This is a genomic window from Paenalcaligenes sp. DL 309 (genome assembly GCF_057475285.1).
The window spans coordinates 36578-51303 of the sequence record NZ_JBYBKW010000009.1; the positions used below are offsets into that span (position 1 = coordinate 36578).

At 45.2% G+C, this 14726-nt stretch carries 16 protein-coding genes; 12 read left to right on the top strand and 4 right to left on the bottom strand.

The genetic code is table 11. The features are described 5' to 3' along the window. Positions 1-4: 4 nt before the first annotated feature. From hpnE to hpnC, 3 genes are read right to left on the bottom strand one after another with little or no spacing between them, the layout of a single operon-like run. Entirely contained in the window at positions 5-1336 is a 1332-nt protein-coding gene (gene hpnE / locus AC2UZJ_RS10935; protein WP_486950190.1) for a hydroxysqualene dehydroxylase HpnE, read from the bottom strand. Beyond that, positions 1333-2202 carry a presqualene diphosphate synthase HpnD gene (gene hpnD / locus AC2UZJ_RS10940; protein WP_486950191.1) on the bottom strand — a complete coding sequence of 290 codons (870 nt, stop codon included), beginning with the start codon at positions 2200-2202 and terminating at the stop codon, positions 1333-1335. Before hpnD ends, hpnE begins: the two co-directional genes overlap by 4 nt. 12 nt (positions 2203-2214) lie before the next feature. Then, positions 2215-3072: a squalene synthase HpnC gene (hpnC, locus tag AC2UZJ_RS10945; protein ID WP_486950192.1), complete on the bottom strand. Its 858-nt coding sequence runs from the start codon at positions 3070-3072 to the stop codon at positions 2215-2217. 98 nt (positions 3073-3170) lie between these two features. On the opposite strand from hpnC, the gene alr reads away from it, so the two are divergent. From alr to phoU, 12 genes are all read left to right on the top strand, one after another. Beyond that, positions 3171-4307, top strand: a complete 1137-nt coding sequence (gene alr / locus AC2UZJ_RS10950) for an alanine racemase (protein WP_486950193.1) — start codon at positions 3171-3173, stop codon at positions 4305-4307. Between the two features lie 314 nt (positions 4308-4621). Beyond that, positions 4622-5575, top strand: coding sequence for an RRXRR domain-containing protein (locus AC2UZJ_RS10955; protein ID WP_486950194.1), 954 nt, complete (start codon positions 4622-4624; stop codon positions 5573-5575). Between the two features lie 87 nt (positions 5576-5662). Further along, complete coding sequence (locus AC2UZJ_RS10960) at positions 5663-6379, top strand: SDR family oxidoreductase (protein WP_486950195.1); 717 nt, start codon at positions 5663-5665, stop codon at positions 6377-6379. A gap of 11 nt (positions 6380-6390) precedes the next feature. Next, on the top strand, positions 6391-7779 hold the full coding sequence (gene radA, locus AC2UZJ_RS10965) for a DNA repair protein RadA (RefSeq protein WP_486950196.1): 1389 nt from the start codon (positions 6391-6393) through the stop codon (positions 7777-7779). A gap of 3 nt (positions 7780-7782) precedes the next feature. Beyond that, on the top strand, positions 7783-8472 hold the full coding sequence (locus AC2UZJ_RS10970) for a 3-deoxy-D-manno-octulosonic acid kinase (protein ID WP_486950197.1): 690 nt from the start codon (positions 7783-7785) through the stop codon (positions 8470-8472). Positions 8473-8522: 50 nt separating this feature from the next. Then, on the top strand, positions 8523-9623 hold the full coding sequence (locus AC2UZJ_RS10975) for a polyamine ABC transporter substrate-binding protein (RefSeq protein WP_486950198.1): 1101 nt from the start codon (positions 8523-8525) through the stop codon (positions 9621-9623). Between the two features lie 31 nt (positions 9624-9654). Then, the gene (locus AC2UZJ_RS10980; protein ID WP_486950199.1) at positions 9655-10785 is read left to right on the top strand and encodes an ABC transporter ATP-binding protein; all 1131 of its coding nucleotides are present in this window, start codon (positions 9655-9657) and stop codon (positions 10783-10785) included. Further along, positions 10782-11696: an ABC transporter permease subunit gene (locus AC2UZJ_RS10985; protein ID WP_486950200.1), complete on the top strand. Its 915-nt coding sequence runs from the start codon at positions 10782-10784 to the stop codon at positions 11694-11696. Before AC2UZJ_RS10980 ends, AC2UZJ_RS10985 begins: the two co-directional genes overlap by 4 nt. 5 nt (positions 11697-11701) lie before the next feature. Then, a complete protein-coding gene (locus tag AC2UZJ_RS10990; RefSeq protein WP_486950201.1) occupies positions 11702-12496 on the top strand; it encodes an ABC transporter permease subunit in 795 nt (264 codons plus the stop codon). Position 12497: 1 nt separating this feature from the next. Beyond that, positions 12498-12848, top strand: coding sequence for a Spx/MgsR family RNA polymerase-binding regulatory protein (locus tag AC2UZJ_RS10995; RefSeq protein ID WP_486950202.1), 351 nt, complete (start codon positions 12498-12500; stop codon positions 12846-12848). A 36-nt stretch (positions 12849-12884) separates the two neighbouring features. Continuing rightward, on the top strand, positions 12885-13556 hold the full coding sequence (rpiA, locus tag AC2UZJ_RS11000) for a ribose-5-phosphate isomerase RpiA (protein WP_486950203.1): 672 nt from the start codon (positions 12885-12887) through the stop codon (positions 13554-13556). 39 nt (positions 13557-13595) lie between these two features. Beyond that, entirely contained in the window at positions 13596-14315 is a 720-nt protein-coding gene (phoU, locus tag AC2UZJ_RS11005; RefSeq protein ID WP_486950204.1) for a phosphate signaling complex protein PhoU, read from the top strand. 99 nt (positions 14316-14414) lie between these two features. Here phoU and AC2UZJ_RS11010 read toward each other — a convergent pair whose 3' ends face one another. Further along, the gene (locus AC2UZJ_RS11010) at positions 14415-14687 is read right to left on the bottom strand and encodes an oxidative damage protection protein (RefSeq protein ID WP_486950205.1); all 273 of its coding nucleotides are present in this window, start codon (positions 14685-14687) and stop codon (positions 14415-14417) included. Positions 14688-14726: the final 39 nt, after the last annotated feature.

The window sequence follows — 14726 nt, forward strand, 5'->3', positions numbered from 1 at the left end:
CGGCCTAATAAGCTTCATCATCAATGGCGTTCGCAGCGGCTATACCGCTGCGAACTGCCCCTTCTAGTACCGCTGGGTAATCATTTTGCACCCAATCTCCCGCTAATTTAATTCTTGTCCAGGGTGTATTTATCTTAGGACGTTCTATGCCGGTTTTTGCTACAAAGGTTGCGCGTTTTTCAGTAATAAGCTCTTTGGCAACAATGGGGGGAAGTGGGATTTGTGCTTGGTAGTTCACTTGCTTAATAATGGCATCCATTATTAATTCTTTGCTGTGGCCGTGCAGTCTATTGGCGTAGCTAATGGTCACACTAATAATGTTTTTGAATTCACTAGCTGGTAGGGCAGCATGATTAAACACCCATTGACCCGCCGCTAAACCATTCATATCCTCTTCCAGCATGAGCATAGGGTGCGGGTTTTTCCATGCGGATTCTGGCTGTAAGTACAAGGTGGCAATAGGATTAAATTCAAAGGCCTGCAAGGCATTAAGTAATTGCTGCTGTGCTGCGTTTGGCTCTTGCTCTGAGGCTAATGATTTTAATAAACGGGCGGCGGGGGGCGCATTAGTAGCAATAATCACCGCGTCAAACACGTCTTCCTCTTCATTGATGCGGTATTGTGTCTCTGAGATAGCTGTGAGCCGTCTGGCTGCATGACCTAAGCGCACATCTGCATATTGCAGGGCGGATTCCGCCCACAAATCACTCATATTACGTAAAGGAATGAGCATTTGGGTGTCTTTACGACTGCCACCTAGGCTGTCACGTAACACATTGGAAAAAAGCTGGGCGCAAGCGGTTTCTATAGGAGTGTTTAAGGCGGCTATACACAAAGGAACCCACAGTTTATTAATTAATACCGGCGGTTGTTTATTGTGTATTAATAGTTCTTTCACCGTCATAGCGGCAGGCACTTGCCAGCGTTTAGTTATTAAATAGCTTTGTAAACGAAGAAGGGGTAAACGCTCTGAGAGGCTTAGCCCTTTGGCTGTAAATAAAGAAGCCAGTAAATGCAAGGGCGCAGGTAGAGGGGCGGTTTTAAATCTAAAACTATCATCGGCGCTATGTATATCTAAGTCAAAGCCATAAAACGCTTGTTTTGGGTCTATACCTAGCTCTTGCATAAGAGCCAACGTCGATGAGTAGGCACCTAGTAGTAGGTGTTGGCCGTTATCCACTACTTGTGATAGTAGGGTGGAATTGTGCTTGCGGGCACGGCCTCCTATCGTATGAGACGCTTCAAAAATCGTAGCGCAATGACCGTTTTTATGTAATTGCCAAGCCGCCGCCGCTCCAGCCCAGCCCGCACCAATAACTGCAACTTTTTTTTTCATCGCCCTAATCGTTTAAGTAGTCCTTTACCGCCATTTACCCAAGTCTTCCAAGCTAACCAAAATTTACGTATAGGCGTCAAAGACACGCGTTGATCAAGTACTTGCCATTTATCGCGTGCTACTTCTTCTAGCAAGGCATAATAAATAGCGGCCATGAGTAAACCCGGGCGCTGAGCACGGCGATCTTGTTCGGGCAGAGCAAGGGCAGCGTCTTTATACAGACCATAGGCACGTTCGGTTTGATAGGCCATAAGCGCCTCGAACCTATCACTGTGCATGGCGTCTAAGATTTCATTAGGGCGTACATTAAACTGCTCTAATTCTTCCATGGGTAAATAAATACGCCCCCTGCGCGCGTCATCACCCACATCTCTAATAATGTTTGTAAGCTGAAAGGCTAATCCCAGTTTGACGGCATAATCAGTGGTTTTTTCAGTGGTTTGACCAAAGATTTTTGCTGATAAAATTCCCACTACGCTGGCCACATGCCAACAGTAATCTCGTAGCTCATCCCACGTTTGATAGCGTACTTCCTCTAAATCCATTTCCATGCCATCAATAACAGCAAGTAATTCTGTCATTTTCAGATCATACGTCTTCAGGTGAGGAGCTAAGGCTAACATCACCGGATGCGTGGCCTCTTTTGGGTTATGGTAGAGAGCGTTAACTTGCTCGCGCCACCACACTAGCTTCATACGCGCTATGGAGGATTCTGAAGTTTCATCCACTACATCATCGACTTCACGGCAAAAGGCATATAAAGCCGTAATGGCTTTGCGACGCTCAGGAGGTAAAAACAAAAAGGCATAATAAAAACTGGAGCCACTTTGGGCTGCCTTATTCTGACAATATTCGTCTGGACTCATTTTTCTCTGTAATTAAAATCGCGTGGTCAAAAGGCGGCCACCTAATAGTAGCCAGTCGGCTTTGCCTAGTTTTGGTCTTGCCTGAAATACATCGTAGTTTACTTGATCTAAACGCTCTAGAATGCGTAAGCCACCTAATACTATCATGCGTAACTCTAAACCTATACGGCCAGGCAAGCGCTTAGCTAGCGGCTTTCCACGATGAAATAGTTCACGCGTGGATTGCACTTGTGCTTGCATTAGGCGTTGCCATTGTAGATCTTGTGCGGCAGTTGTGGGTTCATGCGCATAGCGGGAGGCTATGTATTGTTCATCTAGGTCGTAGTGCTGTAGTTGTTCTAGGGGAATATAAACGCGGTCTTTTTGCCAATCGATGGCCACATCTTGCCAAAAATTGGTTAATTGTAGGGCAGTGCAAATGGCATCTGACATCTGCAAACTGTCTGCACTGAGTTCATGATACAAATGCAATAAAATACGTCCTACTGGATTAGCGGAGTGTTGGCAATACTCGTACAGTTGCTTGTAATCCTCATAACGTTTAACGCGGATGTCTTGTTCAAAGGCGGTAAGTAGATCGGTAAACAGGTTTATGGGAAGCTTATTTGTTTTGATGACCGGAAGTAAAGGAGCGAAGATAGCATAACGGTCATCATTCGCACTAAACTGCAATTGTCCCGCTTCAATTTGAGTTAAGGCTTCTCTATAACCTTGAAGCTGTGTGAGGCGCCACGCATCACTATGCTCACCTTCATCGGCGATGTCATCAGCATGGCGTGAAAACCAATAAATATGGGCAATAGGTTGGCGTAGGTGCTTAGGCATAAGCCAAGAGGCCACCGGGAAGTTTTCGTAATGATCTACAGACATGAGCTTAATTATAAGGTACTCGTAGGTTATTATCTTTGTTAAGTGCGTTCACTCGCCTTCCTTCAGCATTTTTCATAGATCAATAATTGGGTTGTAGTATGCCTCGTCCTATTTCGGTTCACATTTCTATCCCGGCTATGCGTCATAATTTAGCGCAAGTACGTTCAAATTTACAGCAGCAGGTTATGCCCTTAAAGCGGCCAACTCCTCGTGTTTGGGCGGTAATTAAAGCCAATGCGTATGGTCATGGCATAGATGAGGCAGTACAAGGCTTTGCTGAGGCGGATGGCTTAGCTATGTTAGATATTGCGGAAGTAGTGCGCTGTAGAGAACTAGGTTGGAAAAAACCACTGATGCTCTTGGAAGGATTTTTTGATGTAGAAGATTTAGCAATTACTAATCAGCATTGCATTACAGTAGTCATACATACCAGCCATCAAATTACACTTTTACAGCAACATGCTAAAAGTTTGAGTCATCCATTAGATGTAATGGTTAAAATTAATACGGGTATGAACCGGTTAGGTTTTGCGCCAGAACAGTTTGAGGAAGCCTTTACACAGTTACTCGCCTTACAAGAACAGGGAGTGATTGGCACCTTGGGTAAAATGACCCACTTTGCCCGTGCCGATGATGATCCTAGTATTACTTATCAGCAATTGCAATGTTTTAATGAGTATACCGATCAATTACCGGGGCGCATAAGTGTATGTAATTCAGCAGGTACATTAACCGGTACTCTACAACAACACTTATCAGGCCAGTACGAGCAATGGGTGCGCCCAGGCATTTGCTTATATGGTGCCTCGCCGTTTGTTGGGGTATCTGCCCAAGATTTAGAATTATTGCCAGTACAAAGTTTACATGCTGAAATTATCAGCATTCGTCATTTAGCAGCCCATCAGGGAGTGGGTTATGGGCATAGTTTTATTAGCACTGAAGCCATGCGTATAGGGGTGGTGGCTTGTGGTTATGCCGATGGCTATCCGCGTCATGCGCCTAGCGGTACTCCTATGGTTGTCAATGGTCAGCGCACTCAGTTAGTAGGGCGTGTTTCTATGGATATGTTAATGGTAGATTTAACCCATATTGAAGAGGCACAGATAGGTGCTAAGGTAGTGTTATGGGGGCAAGGAGGGCCTAGTGTAGATGAAGTGGCTCAAGCATCAGGTACCATTGGTTATGAATTACTATGTGCTGTAGCGCTACGTGTGCCCCGGGTGATTTCAAACTAATAGAAATAGGGAAAAACGCGTCAATAACCCCGCCCTAAAGGCGAGGCATGCCAGAGTCACTCTGTGCTTGCCTAGATTGACCAGACTCAGCGCTGTCGTGGCGCTACGTTGATGTTACGTTCAAGACGCACCGTGGAATGCTTCCTCAGTTCCACGCGCTGCAAGCGGTAGCCGCAGACACGCCTCGGGTAGGCACGAAACGGGCTACCGCAGGGTGCGTTAGGCATCTAGCGGGACATCAACCTTGTCGAGGGGAGCGAGGCGTAAGCCTCCGTCACTAGGCCCGTAAGGGCAACCAGTAGGAGAAAATAGCCATGGCTGTTTTTGTAATAGATAGACGCCAAGTGCCCTTGATGCCGTGCTCCGAGAAGCGAGCAAGACTGCTTTTGGCGCGAGGGCGAGCCAGGGTGCATCGATTGATCCCCTTTACGATTCGCTTGATTGATAGAGAGGTGGCGCAAAGTGAGTTACAACCGTTAGAGCTTAAGATTGACCCTGGCAGTAAAACATCAGGGCTGGCGTTGGTTCGCAATAGCAACACCATTGACGCGGAAACGGGCGAGATAATAACTACAGCGCACGTACTAAACCTGTTTGAGTTGATACATCGCGGGTTTCAAATGCGTGGCGGCTCGAATCGCGTCAGCAATTTAACGCTCGCGTGTGCACCGTGTAACCTAAAAAAGGCCGCGCAAGACATCACGCTGTTCTTGGCCAAAGACCCTAAACGCTTAACTAAAATTCAAGCCCAAGCAAAACGCCCGTTACGCGATGCGGCTGCGGTTAACGCCACGCGATGGCAGCTCTTTAATGCGCTCAAAGCAACCGGGTTGACTGTACGCACTGGGTCTGGCGGCTTAACGAAGTGCAATCGCTCACGACTCGCTATTCCAAAGACGCATGCCTTAGATGCCGTATGTGTGGGCCAAGTGGATCATGTGGAGCAGTGGCAAAAACCGACGTTAGCGATTAAAGCCACTGGGCGCGGCAGTTATCAACGCACACGCCTTAATCGTTTTGGCTTCCCGCGAGGCTATTTAACACGGCAAAAACGAATTCATGGCTTTCAAACGGGTGATAGGGTTAAGGCGATCGTCACGAAAGGCAAGAAGGTTGGCGTGTATATGGGTCGCGTTGCTGTTAGGGCTTCAGGTAGCTTTAATATTCAAACCGCAGAGGGGCTAGTTCAAGGCATCAGCCATCGATACTGCACCCTTATTCAACGTAGCGATGGCTACGGATATTCACTTAGATCGGATAGCAATTAACTACGGAGAAGCGAGAACCAGGTTGGCTTACGCCAACGCGCTATCCCTCCCCGACTTTCAGTCCGGGGTATCTCGCGCAACATCTTGATGAAAAATAAATGTGTGCTTGTAACAGGTGCTACTAAGGGTATAGGTTGGGCTATTAGCCAACATTTAGCCGATTTAGGCGCACACGTAGTGGGTTTGGCGCGTAATACGCAAGATATTGATTTCCCCGGCTATCTTTATGCTTGTGATTTTACTGATGCTGGATTAACCGAGGAGGTGTTACGCATGTTGCGTGAGAAATACCCGGTTGATGCCGTGGTAAATAATGTGGGCACCGTTAGGCCTCAATCTATAGGTGAAGTGGATATTGCCTCCCTGTATGAGGTGTTTGATTTGAATGTACGCGCTGCAGTGCAAGTCACGCAAACCTTTATTCCCTCTATGAAATCACGCCAAGAAGGGCGTATTATTAATATTACCAGTAGAGCGGCTCATGGTGCCTATGATCGCACCAGTTACTCCGCTGCTAAAGGGGCCTTATTAAGCTGCACCAAAACCTGGGCCTTGGAGTTAGCAACCCATGGCATCACGGTGAATGCCATAGCGCCAGGCCCCACTGAAACAGCATTTTTTAGGCAAAATTGCCCTGAGCACAGTGAATGTGAGCAAGAGGTGCTGCAGCGTATTCCCATGGGCCGTTTAGCACAAGCAGATGAAATTGCCGCAGCAGTCGCCTTTTTTCTTAGTCCAGCAGCAGGGCATATTACGGGCCAAGAGCTTATTATTGATGGTGGCAGCAGTTTAATTGGAAGATAGAAAAACGAATTATGGTAACCAGAAAAGCCGTTAAAAAAGCAAAAACCGCCTTTGTGTGCACCGAGTGCGGCGCCGAGAGCCCGCGTTGGGAAGGGCGTTGCTCACAATGCCAAGAGTGGAACACCTTACAAGAAATTGTCATAGAACCGGCGGCGGCCGTAAAGAGCGTAGTAAACCGCTATCAATCTTTAGCGGGAGCTTCTCCAGTCCAAAGTCTTTCTGATATACAAGCGCGTGAAGTGCCGCGTCAGCCTACGGGTTTGAGTGAATTAGATAGAGCTTTAGGTGGTGGCTTAGTGGATGGGGGCGTTATATTGATAGGCGGTGATCCCGGCGTAGGTAAATCAACGCTGTTATTACAGGCTATGTCTTCCTTAGCCTCGGTGGTACCGGTACTGTATGTAACGGGTGAAGAATCGGCGGAACAGGTGGCTTTGCGTGCGCGGCGCTTAGAGTTGCCCACTGAAGGTGTGGATTTATTAGCTGAAATTCAGCTTGAGCATATTACGGCCACTCTCTTAGAGCGCCAACCTAAGGTGGCAGTAATAGATTCTATTCAAACGCTTTATTCTTCCCAGTTAAGTGCGGCTCCTGGCTCAGTATCTCAGGTGCGTGAATGTGCGGCGCAGCTCACCCGTTTGGCAAAACAACATGGTATTGCAATAGTGCTCATTGGCCATGTGACCAAAGACGGTTCTTTAGCAGGGCCGCGGGTGTTAGAGCATATTGTAGATACCGTTTTATATTTTGAAGGCGATAGTCAATCCTCCTATCGATTAGTACGGGCTTTTAAAAATCGCTTTGGTGCCGTGAATGAGTTAGGTGTATTTGCTATGACAGATAAAGGTTTGCGTGGAGTCAGTAATCCATCCGCCTTATTCTTATCTAGGCATCAGCAGGACGTAGCTGGTTCCTGTGTGATGGCTACCCAAGAGGGCACGAGGCCTTTGTTAGTCGAAATTCAAGCGCTGGTTGATACTGCTCATGTGCCGAACCCACGTCGCTTATCGGTAGGCTTAGAAGGGGCGCGCTTAGCCATGTTGTTGGCGGTAATGAACAGGCATGCAGGTATTGTGACGCATGATCAAGATGTATTTGTGAATGCGGTAGGGGGCGTGCGTATTACAGAACCCGCGGCTGACTTAGCGGTACTATTAGCCATTATGTCGTCTTTAAATAATAGGCCCTTACCTAAGGGCTTAGTGATATTTGGTGAGGTAGGTTTAGCAGGTGAGATACGCCCAGCACCCCGTGGCCAAGAGCGTTTACGTGAGGCGGCTAAACTGGGGTTTTCCATTGCTTTGATTCCGCAGGCAAATGCACCTAAGCAGCCTATAGAAGGTTTAGAAATTTGGGCGGTAGATCGTATTGAGGATGCGGTAGCCCGCTTACAACCTTAAGCCATGGGAAATTCTTCTATACGTACTATTGATGCAGACGGCATTCGTTATAATCCTAGATTCACCACAGAGCCTAAACCGGCGTTGTTTGACCCTGAAAATGTAAACCTGCAGGCTCAAGCCGTCACTCAAGGAGGGCGCAATGCGGCTTGGTTTATCAAACACAACGGCCAGCAAGCGATATTAAGGCACTATAGGCGCGGTGGTTTAATTGCTAAGTTCGTACGACGGTATTATTTTTGGATGGGAGCTAAGCGCACCCGTTCTTGGGCTGAGTTTGCCGTTTTGTTGCATCTGCGCAACAGGCAGGTAGCGGTGCCTGTGCCCTTAGCGGCGCTATGGGAGCGTGTGTTTTTGGGTTATAAGGCCGCAATCATTGTAGAGCGCATCCCAGAAGCGCTACCCATTGCTCATCAGCTAGAGAAAACCAATGCCTCAGCCGTTGCATTCGTAGTCAAAAAAATGCATGATGCCGGTGTATGGCATGCTGACTTAAACGTATTTAATATTCTGATTGATGCGCAGCAGCAAATTCATTTAATTGATTTTGATAAAGCCAAAATTCTCAATGTAGTAAATAGCAAACAGCGGCTAAACAACGTCTTGCGTCTGCGTAGATCCTTAATTAAAGTGCGGGGTGATATAGGGTTGCAATGGTTTGAAGAGTTTTATCATGCCTATCAGCTGCTCTAAGCCACGCCTAGTTATTTTCCATTAAATTTTTCTTAAAGGGGTTCACAACTATGAACTTCAGCATAGCCAAGTCTTTTTTTGTTGGGGCTGCATTAACAGCTGCATTAACAGCTGCACACGCGCAGGAAAATGTGGTGAATGTGTATAACTGGGCTGAATATACTGCGCCCGATACCATTTCCGGCTTTGAGAAAGAAACCGGTATTAAAGCACGCTACGATACCTTTGATAATAATGACACCTTACAAGCCAAATTGTTAACCGGCAAATCAGGTTACGACGTGGTTGTGCCTTCAACGCATTATGCCGCTCGTCAAATCGAAGGTGGCATATTTCAAAAACTCGATAAATCTAAAATTCCAAACTGGGAGCATTTAGATCCTGACCTGATGGCGGTATTAGCGGATGTAGACCCGGGCAATGAGTATTTAATCCCTTGGGGGTATGGTACTAATGGTTTGGGCTATAACGTGACGCGCGTTAAGGAAGTTTTTGGCGATGAGGTTGAGCTAGGAAATTGGGACATGCTGTTTAAGCCTGAAAATGCTGAACAGCTCAAAAGTTGTGGCATTTCTATGCTCGATGAAGCGGCTCAAGTGTTTCCAGCAGTATTACATTACATGGGTAAAGATCCCAATAGCTCTGAACCTGAGGATTACAAAGAAGCTTTGGAGCTGCTAAAAACCATTCGTCCTTTTATTCGTCAATTTAGTTCTTCGGGATATATTGATGAGTTGGCGGCCGGTGATTTATGCATGGTGTATGGCTTTTCTGGTGATGTGATGATTTCAGCACATCGCGCACGTGAAGCGAACAAAGATTACAAAGTGGATTATTACATCCCTGAAGGCGGTGCGCCGGTGTGGTTTGATACGATGGCAATTCCTAAAAGTGCTAAGAATGTGGAGGCTGCTCATACCTTCATTAATTACATAGAAAACCCAGAAGTGCATGCCGCCATTACAAATACTATGTTCTTTCCCAATGCTAATAAATCCGCACGTGAGTTTGTAAATCCTGAGGTGGCAAATAATCCGATGATTTACCCATCACAAGAGGTATCCCAAACGTTATTTATTATTAAACCGCAACCTTTAGCTATTCAGCGTTTACAGACTCGGTTATGGTCTGAGTTGAAGTCTGGCCGTTAATTATTGCATCTTTAAGGCATAGGAATATTCGATGTTAGAGAATCGCTCCGCTGGCTCTTCTTGGGTTGGCGATGAAGATGAGTTTGTGCGTGTAGAAAATATTGTCAAGATTTTTGGTGATACGGTAGCCGTTAAATCGGTGAATTTATCCGTGCAACGTCATGAGATTTTTGCGCTCTTGGGCAGCTCAGGTTGTGGAAAGTCGACGCTACTGCGTATGTTGGCGGGCTTTGAAGAAGCCACCTCAGGGCGTATTTATCTTGATAATGAAGATATCACCGATTTGCCGCCTTATAAGCGTCCGGTCAATATGATGTTTCAATCCTATGCCTTATTTCCGCACATGACGGTGGAAGCCAATGTGGCCTTTGGTTTGAAACAAGAAGGCGTGGCTGCTAATGAAATCCATGAGCGCGTGTTTGAATCCTTGGATTTGGTGCAGATGGCTGGCTTTGCGCGTCGCAAACCTAGTCAGCTTTCGGGCGGTCAGCAGCAACGGGTGGCCTTGGCGCGTAGTTTAGTGAAGCGACCAAAGCTATTGCTTTTAGATGAACCTATGTCTGCCTTAGATAAGCAGATTCGTCAAAAAACCCAGGTGGAGCTTGTGAAAATTCTAGAGCAGGTAGGAGTGACCTGCATGATGGTGACGCACGACCAAGAAGAAGCCATGACCATGGCAGATCGTATTGCCGTGATGACGGGAGGGCAAATAGAGCAGTGTGGCACGCCTTATGATGTGTATACCTTTCCTAATTCTCGGTTTGTGGCTAGTTTTATTGGGTCCACTAATCTATTCACTGGTGAAATCGTGGTAGATGAGTCCGATCACGTAGAAATTCAAAGTGAGGATTTAAGTAGTCATTTACATGTGGATCACGGTATTAGTGAGCCGCTAGGCATGGAAGTGCACGTTTCAGTACGCCCTGAACAAATTCACGTCAGTCATGAGAAACCTTCTCAAGAACACAACTGGGGGCGGGGTGAAGTCACGCATGTGGCCTGGATGGGCGGCTATGTACGTTATCAAATTCGTTTAGATAGTGGCATGTTAATGGAAGCGAATATGCCCACTTCAGTATTAACTCAAGCGGATGCACCTGCTGTAGAAGATGAGGTGTATGTGTCTTGGTCTGCTGATAGCGCAACGGTATTAGCCTCATGAAAAAGCTGAATCTTTCTGCATTAAAACCATCGGGGCGTACGCTTATTATTGCCGCCCCGTTTGTCTGGTTATTTCTCTTTTTATTCATTCCGTTTTTATTGGTTTTTAAAATCAGTTTTGCGGATCTGCAGTTTGGCATACCTCCGTATACGCCACTGCTTGATTACACAGATGAAACCTTAAATTTAATGCTGCACTTACGTGGCTATATTTTGTTATTTACTGACAATCTATACATAGCCACGTATTTAAGCTCCGTTAAAATGGCGGCCATCACTACATTAATATGTGTGCTGATCGGCTATCCCATGGCGTATTACATCGCTAGATCTAATCCAGCTACACGTAATTATTTATTGTTGGCGGTGATTTTACCTTTTTGGACCTCGTTATTATTACGGGTTTATGCATGGGTGGGTATTTTACGTAATGATGGCATTTTAAATAATGTATTAATGTGGGCTGGTATTACGGATGTACCTTTAGAGATTTATCGTACTGATTTAGCAGTGTATATAGGTTTAGTTTATGCGTATTTACCGTTTTTTATTTTGCCTTTGTATGCCACTTTAGTGAAATTAGATTTGCGTTTATTAGAGGCGGCTTATGATTTGGGTGCGCGGCCCTTTACGGCGTTTAGACAAGTAACCTTACCTCTATCTATGACAGGTGTGGTTTCTGGTGCCATGCTGGTATTTATTCCGGCAGTAGGAGAGTATGTGGTACCTGAAATGTTAGGTGGAGCTAACACCCTCATGATGGGTAGAGTCATGTGGAATGAGTTTTTTAATAATGCAGATTGGCCTATGGCAGCGGCTGTAACCTGTGTGATGGTTTTATTACTCATCGTGCCATTGATTTTCTTTCAATACAGTCAGGTAAAGCACCTGCATGCAGAGCAAAAAGGATAACGATTATGATGAAAGCAAATCCTTATTTGCGGGCTTTGAGTTTATTTATAGGCTTTGGCTTTTTATATTTACCCATTGTGTTTTTGGTGGTGTTTTCATTTAATGATTCTGCCATCATGACTTCATGGTCGGGTTTTTCTTTGCGTTGGTATCAGTCTTTATTTGCAGATCAGGCTTTATTAAATGCAGCAAAACTGTCGTTTTTTATTGCCTTTATCACTGCTACTGCCTCAGTCGCTATTGGTACGTGGGCAGCGTATGTATTGTCGCGCATGGGTAAGTTTAAAGGTTTTACCCTTTATGTGGGTATGTTAAGCGCGCCGTTGGTTATTCCTGAAGTGGTCTTAGGTATTTCACTGCTGCTGATGTTTGTGGAAATGTCTAAGCTTTTAGGCTGGCCTGATGGCAATGGCGTATTTACTATTTGGGTGGGGCACGTAGTGCTGTGTGTGGCGTATGTGGCGGTAGTCATACAAGCACGTATTCGTGATTTTGATAAATCTTACGAAGAGGCCGCTTTAGATTTGGGAGCGACGCCACTTAAGGTGTTCTTTAGTATTACCTTGCCTTTAATAGCCCCGGCGTTAATGGCAGCTTGGCTTTTAGCTTTTACACTGTCTTTGGATGATGTGGTGATCGCTTCGTTTTTGTCTGGCCCAGGTTATACCACTTTACCGGTGGAAGTGTTTTCACGCGTGCGTTTAGGGTTAAAACCTGAAATTAATGCTTTAGCTACCCTATTTATTTTTGGTGTGGGCTTAGTGGTTATTGTGGCTAGTCGTCTTCAAAGAGATAAATAATATGGTAAAAATTTACGGATTAAAAAACTGCAGCACGTGTAAAAAAGCGACCAAATGGCTTGATGACCAAGAGGTAGCTTATACTTTTATTGATTACAGAGATCACCCTATAGATCCGGTATTATTGCCGCAGTGGGCTGAACAAGTAGGGGGCTGGGCTAAGCTGGTTAATAGGGCTTCGCCAAGCTGGCGTAATCTGACCGAAGAGCAGAAAGCAGCAGATACGGATGAGGAATGGGTACAACTAATTGCTGAGTTTCCTACTTTAGTACGTAGGCCGGTGGCGGTTGATGAACACAGCGTTTCTGTAGGTTTCAAGCCGGATGCTTTTGCTGCCCGTTTTCAAAAATAAACAGTTAAACAAATAAACAATTAAGTAAAGATAATCATGTACTCACAAGATGAACTAAAACACCAAGTTGTAGAAGCCGCTATTAACTTTATTGTGCCTAGAATTTCCGAAGACAGCATAGTAGGTATAGGCACCGGCTCCACTATAGATCTGTTTATTGATGCTTTAGCTGAACATAAAGACTTATTTAAAGCAGTGGTTTCCAGCTCCGAACGCTCTACAGAGCGCCTGCAACGTCACGGTATAGAAGTATTAGACTTAAATGATGTGAAAAAAATGGAGTGGTATATTGATGGTGCGGATGAAATTGACAAGCAGCGTCATATGCTTAAAGGTGGGGGTGGAGCCTTAACGCGAGAGAAAATTGTGGCTTCTGTAGCGCGTCATTTCTTATGTTTAGTTGATGAAAGCAAAGCCGTACAACAGTTGGGTAAATTCCCTTTACCTGTAGAAGTTATCCCCATGGCGCGTGAGGCGGTAAGCCGTCGTCTGGCGCAGTTGGGTGGTATTGTTGAGTGGCGTGAAGGTTTTGTAACCGATAACGGAAATCACATTTTAGATGTAGAACGTTTAAAGATCACCGACCCCGCCAAGTTTGAGTCTGAAATTAACGATATTCCTGGTGTGGTATGTTGCGGTCTTTTTGCTCTGTCAGGAGCTACTGTAGCTTTAGTGGCAACCCAAAACGGTGTCATAACAATGTCATAGAAGCTGGGTATAATTTTCTATACTTATTAAGGGGTTCTTATGATTGAGCATACAAACAAACAATTTCATACCGAGTTAGAGGCCACTCGTTCTTTGTTTTTACAAATGGGCGGCGTGGTCGAGTCCATGGTTGAGCAAGCCATGGAAGCGCTATTTACTGGTGATTTAAGCTTAGTGGATATTGTGCGCGAACGTGAAAAAGAGGTAAATAGTTTAGAGGTGGAAATTGATGAGCGCATTACCTATATTATTGCGCGCAATCAGCCTACCGCTATTGATTTACGCATGTTGCTTTCCATTTCAAAAATGCTTACTGACTTAGAGCGCTGTGGTGATGAAGCTGAACGCATTGCCAAGATGGCACGCCGGTTATATGAAGCCGATACGGGTTACGAGCCAGTAGTTGAGCTGCGTCATATGAGTAATTCGGTAGTTAGCATGATTCATCTCTCTTTAGATGCCTTTGCACGTAAAGACATGGTGTTGGCTGCTGATGTGGTGCGTAAAGACAAGGATGTAGACAAAGAATGGAAAGGTTCATTACGTCATATCATTACCTACATGATTGAGGATCCGCGCACCATTTCGCGTTCTATTGATTTGATTTTTATTGCTAGAGCGCTAGAGCGTATGGGTGATCACGCTAAAAATATGGCTGAACGTGTTATCTACTTAGTATTAGGTGATGATGTGCGCCATATGGGGATGAAACATACAGTACGTACAGCTTTAGGTAGAGATGTTAATTTTGATGAGTAAAAATTAATGGCTATATTGATGGCTACTTGCGTAATCAAAGCACAATAAAAAATCTGGCATAAATTAATCGTTATGCCAGATTTTTTTGTATGTGTTTGCTTAATCAGCCGGGGGTACATAACCTTGAGCTTCTACATCAGCATCTTCAAATAAATAACGTTGCATTTGTTCTGTTAAGTATTTGCGGGCGCGTGCATCGGCTAAATTCAAGTGATTTTCATTCACAATACGAGTTTGAATCGCCACCCAATTAGCCCAGGCTTCTTTTGAAATGGATTGCCAAATTTTGGCACCAATATCTCCCGGATACGGTGGAAAATCTAAACCTTCCAGTTCTTTATTTAATTTGACGCATTGCACCATTCTGGACATATCACACCTTTAAAAAAATGAATTACTGTCTGATTGTAA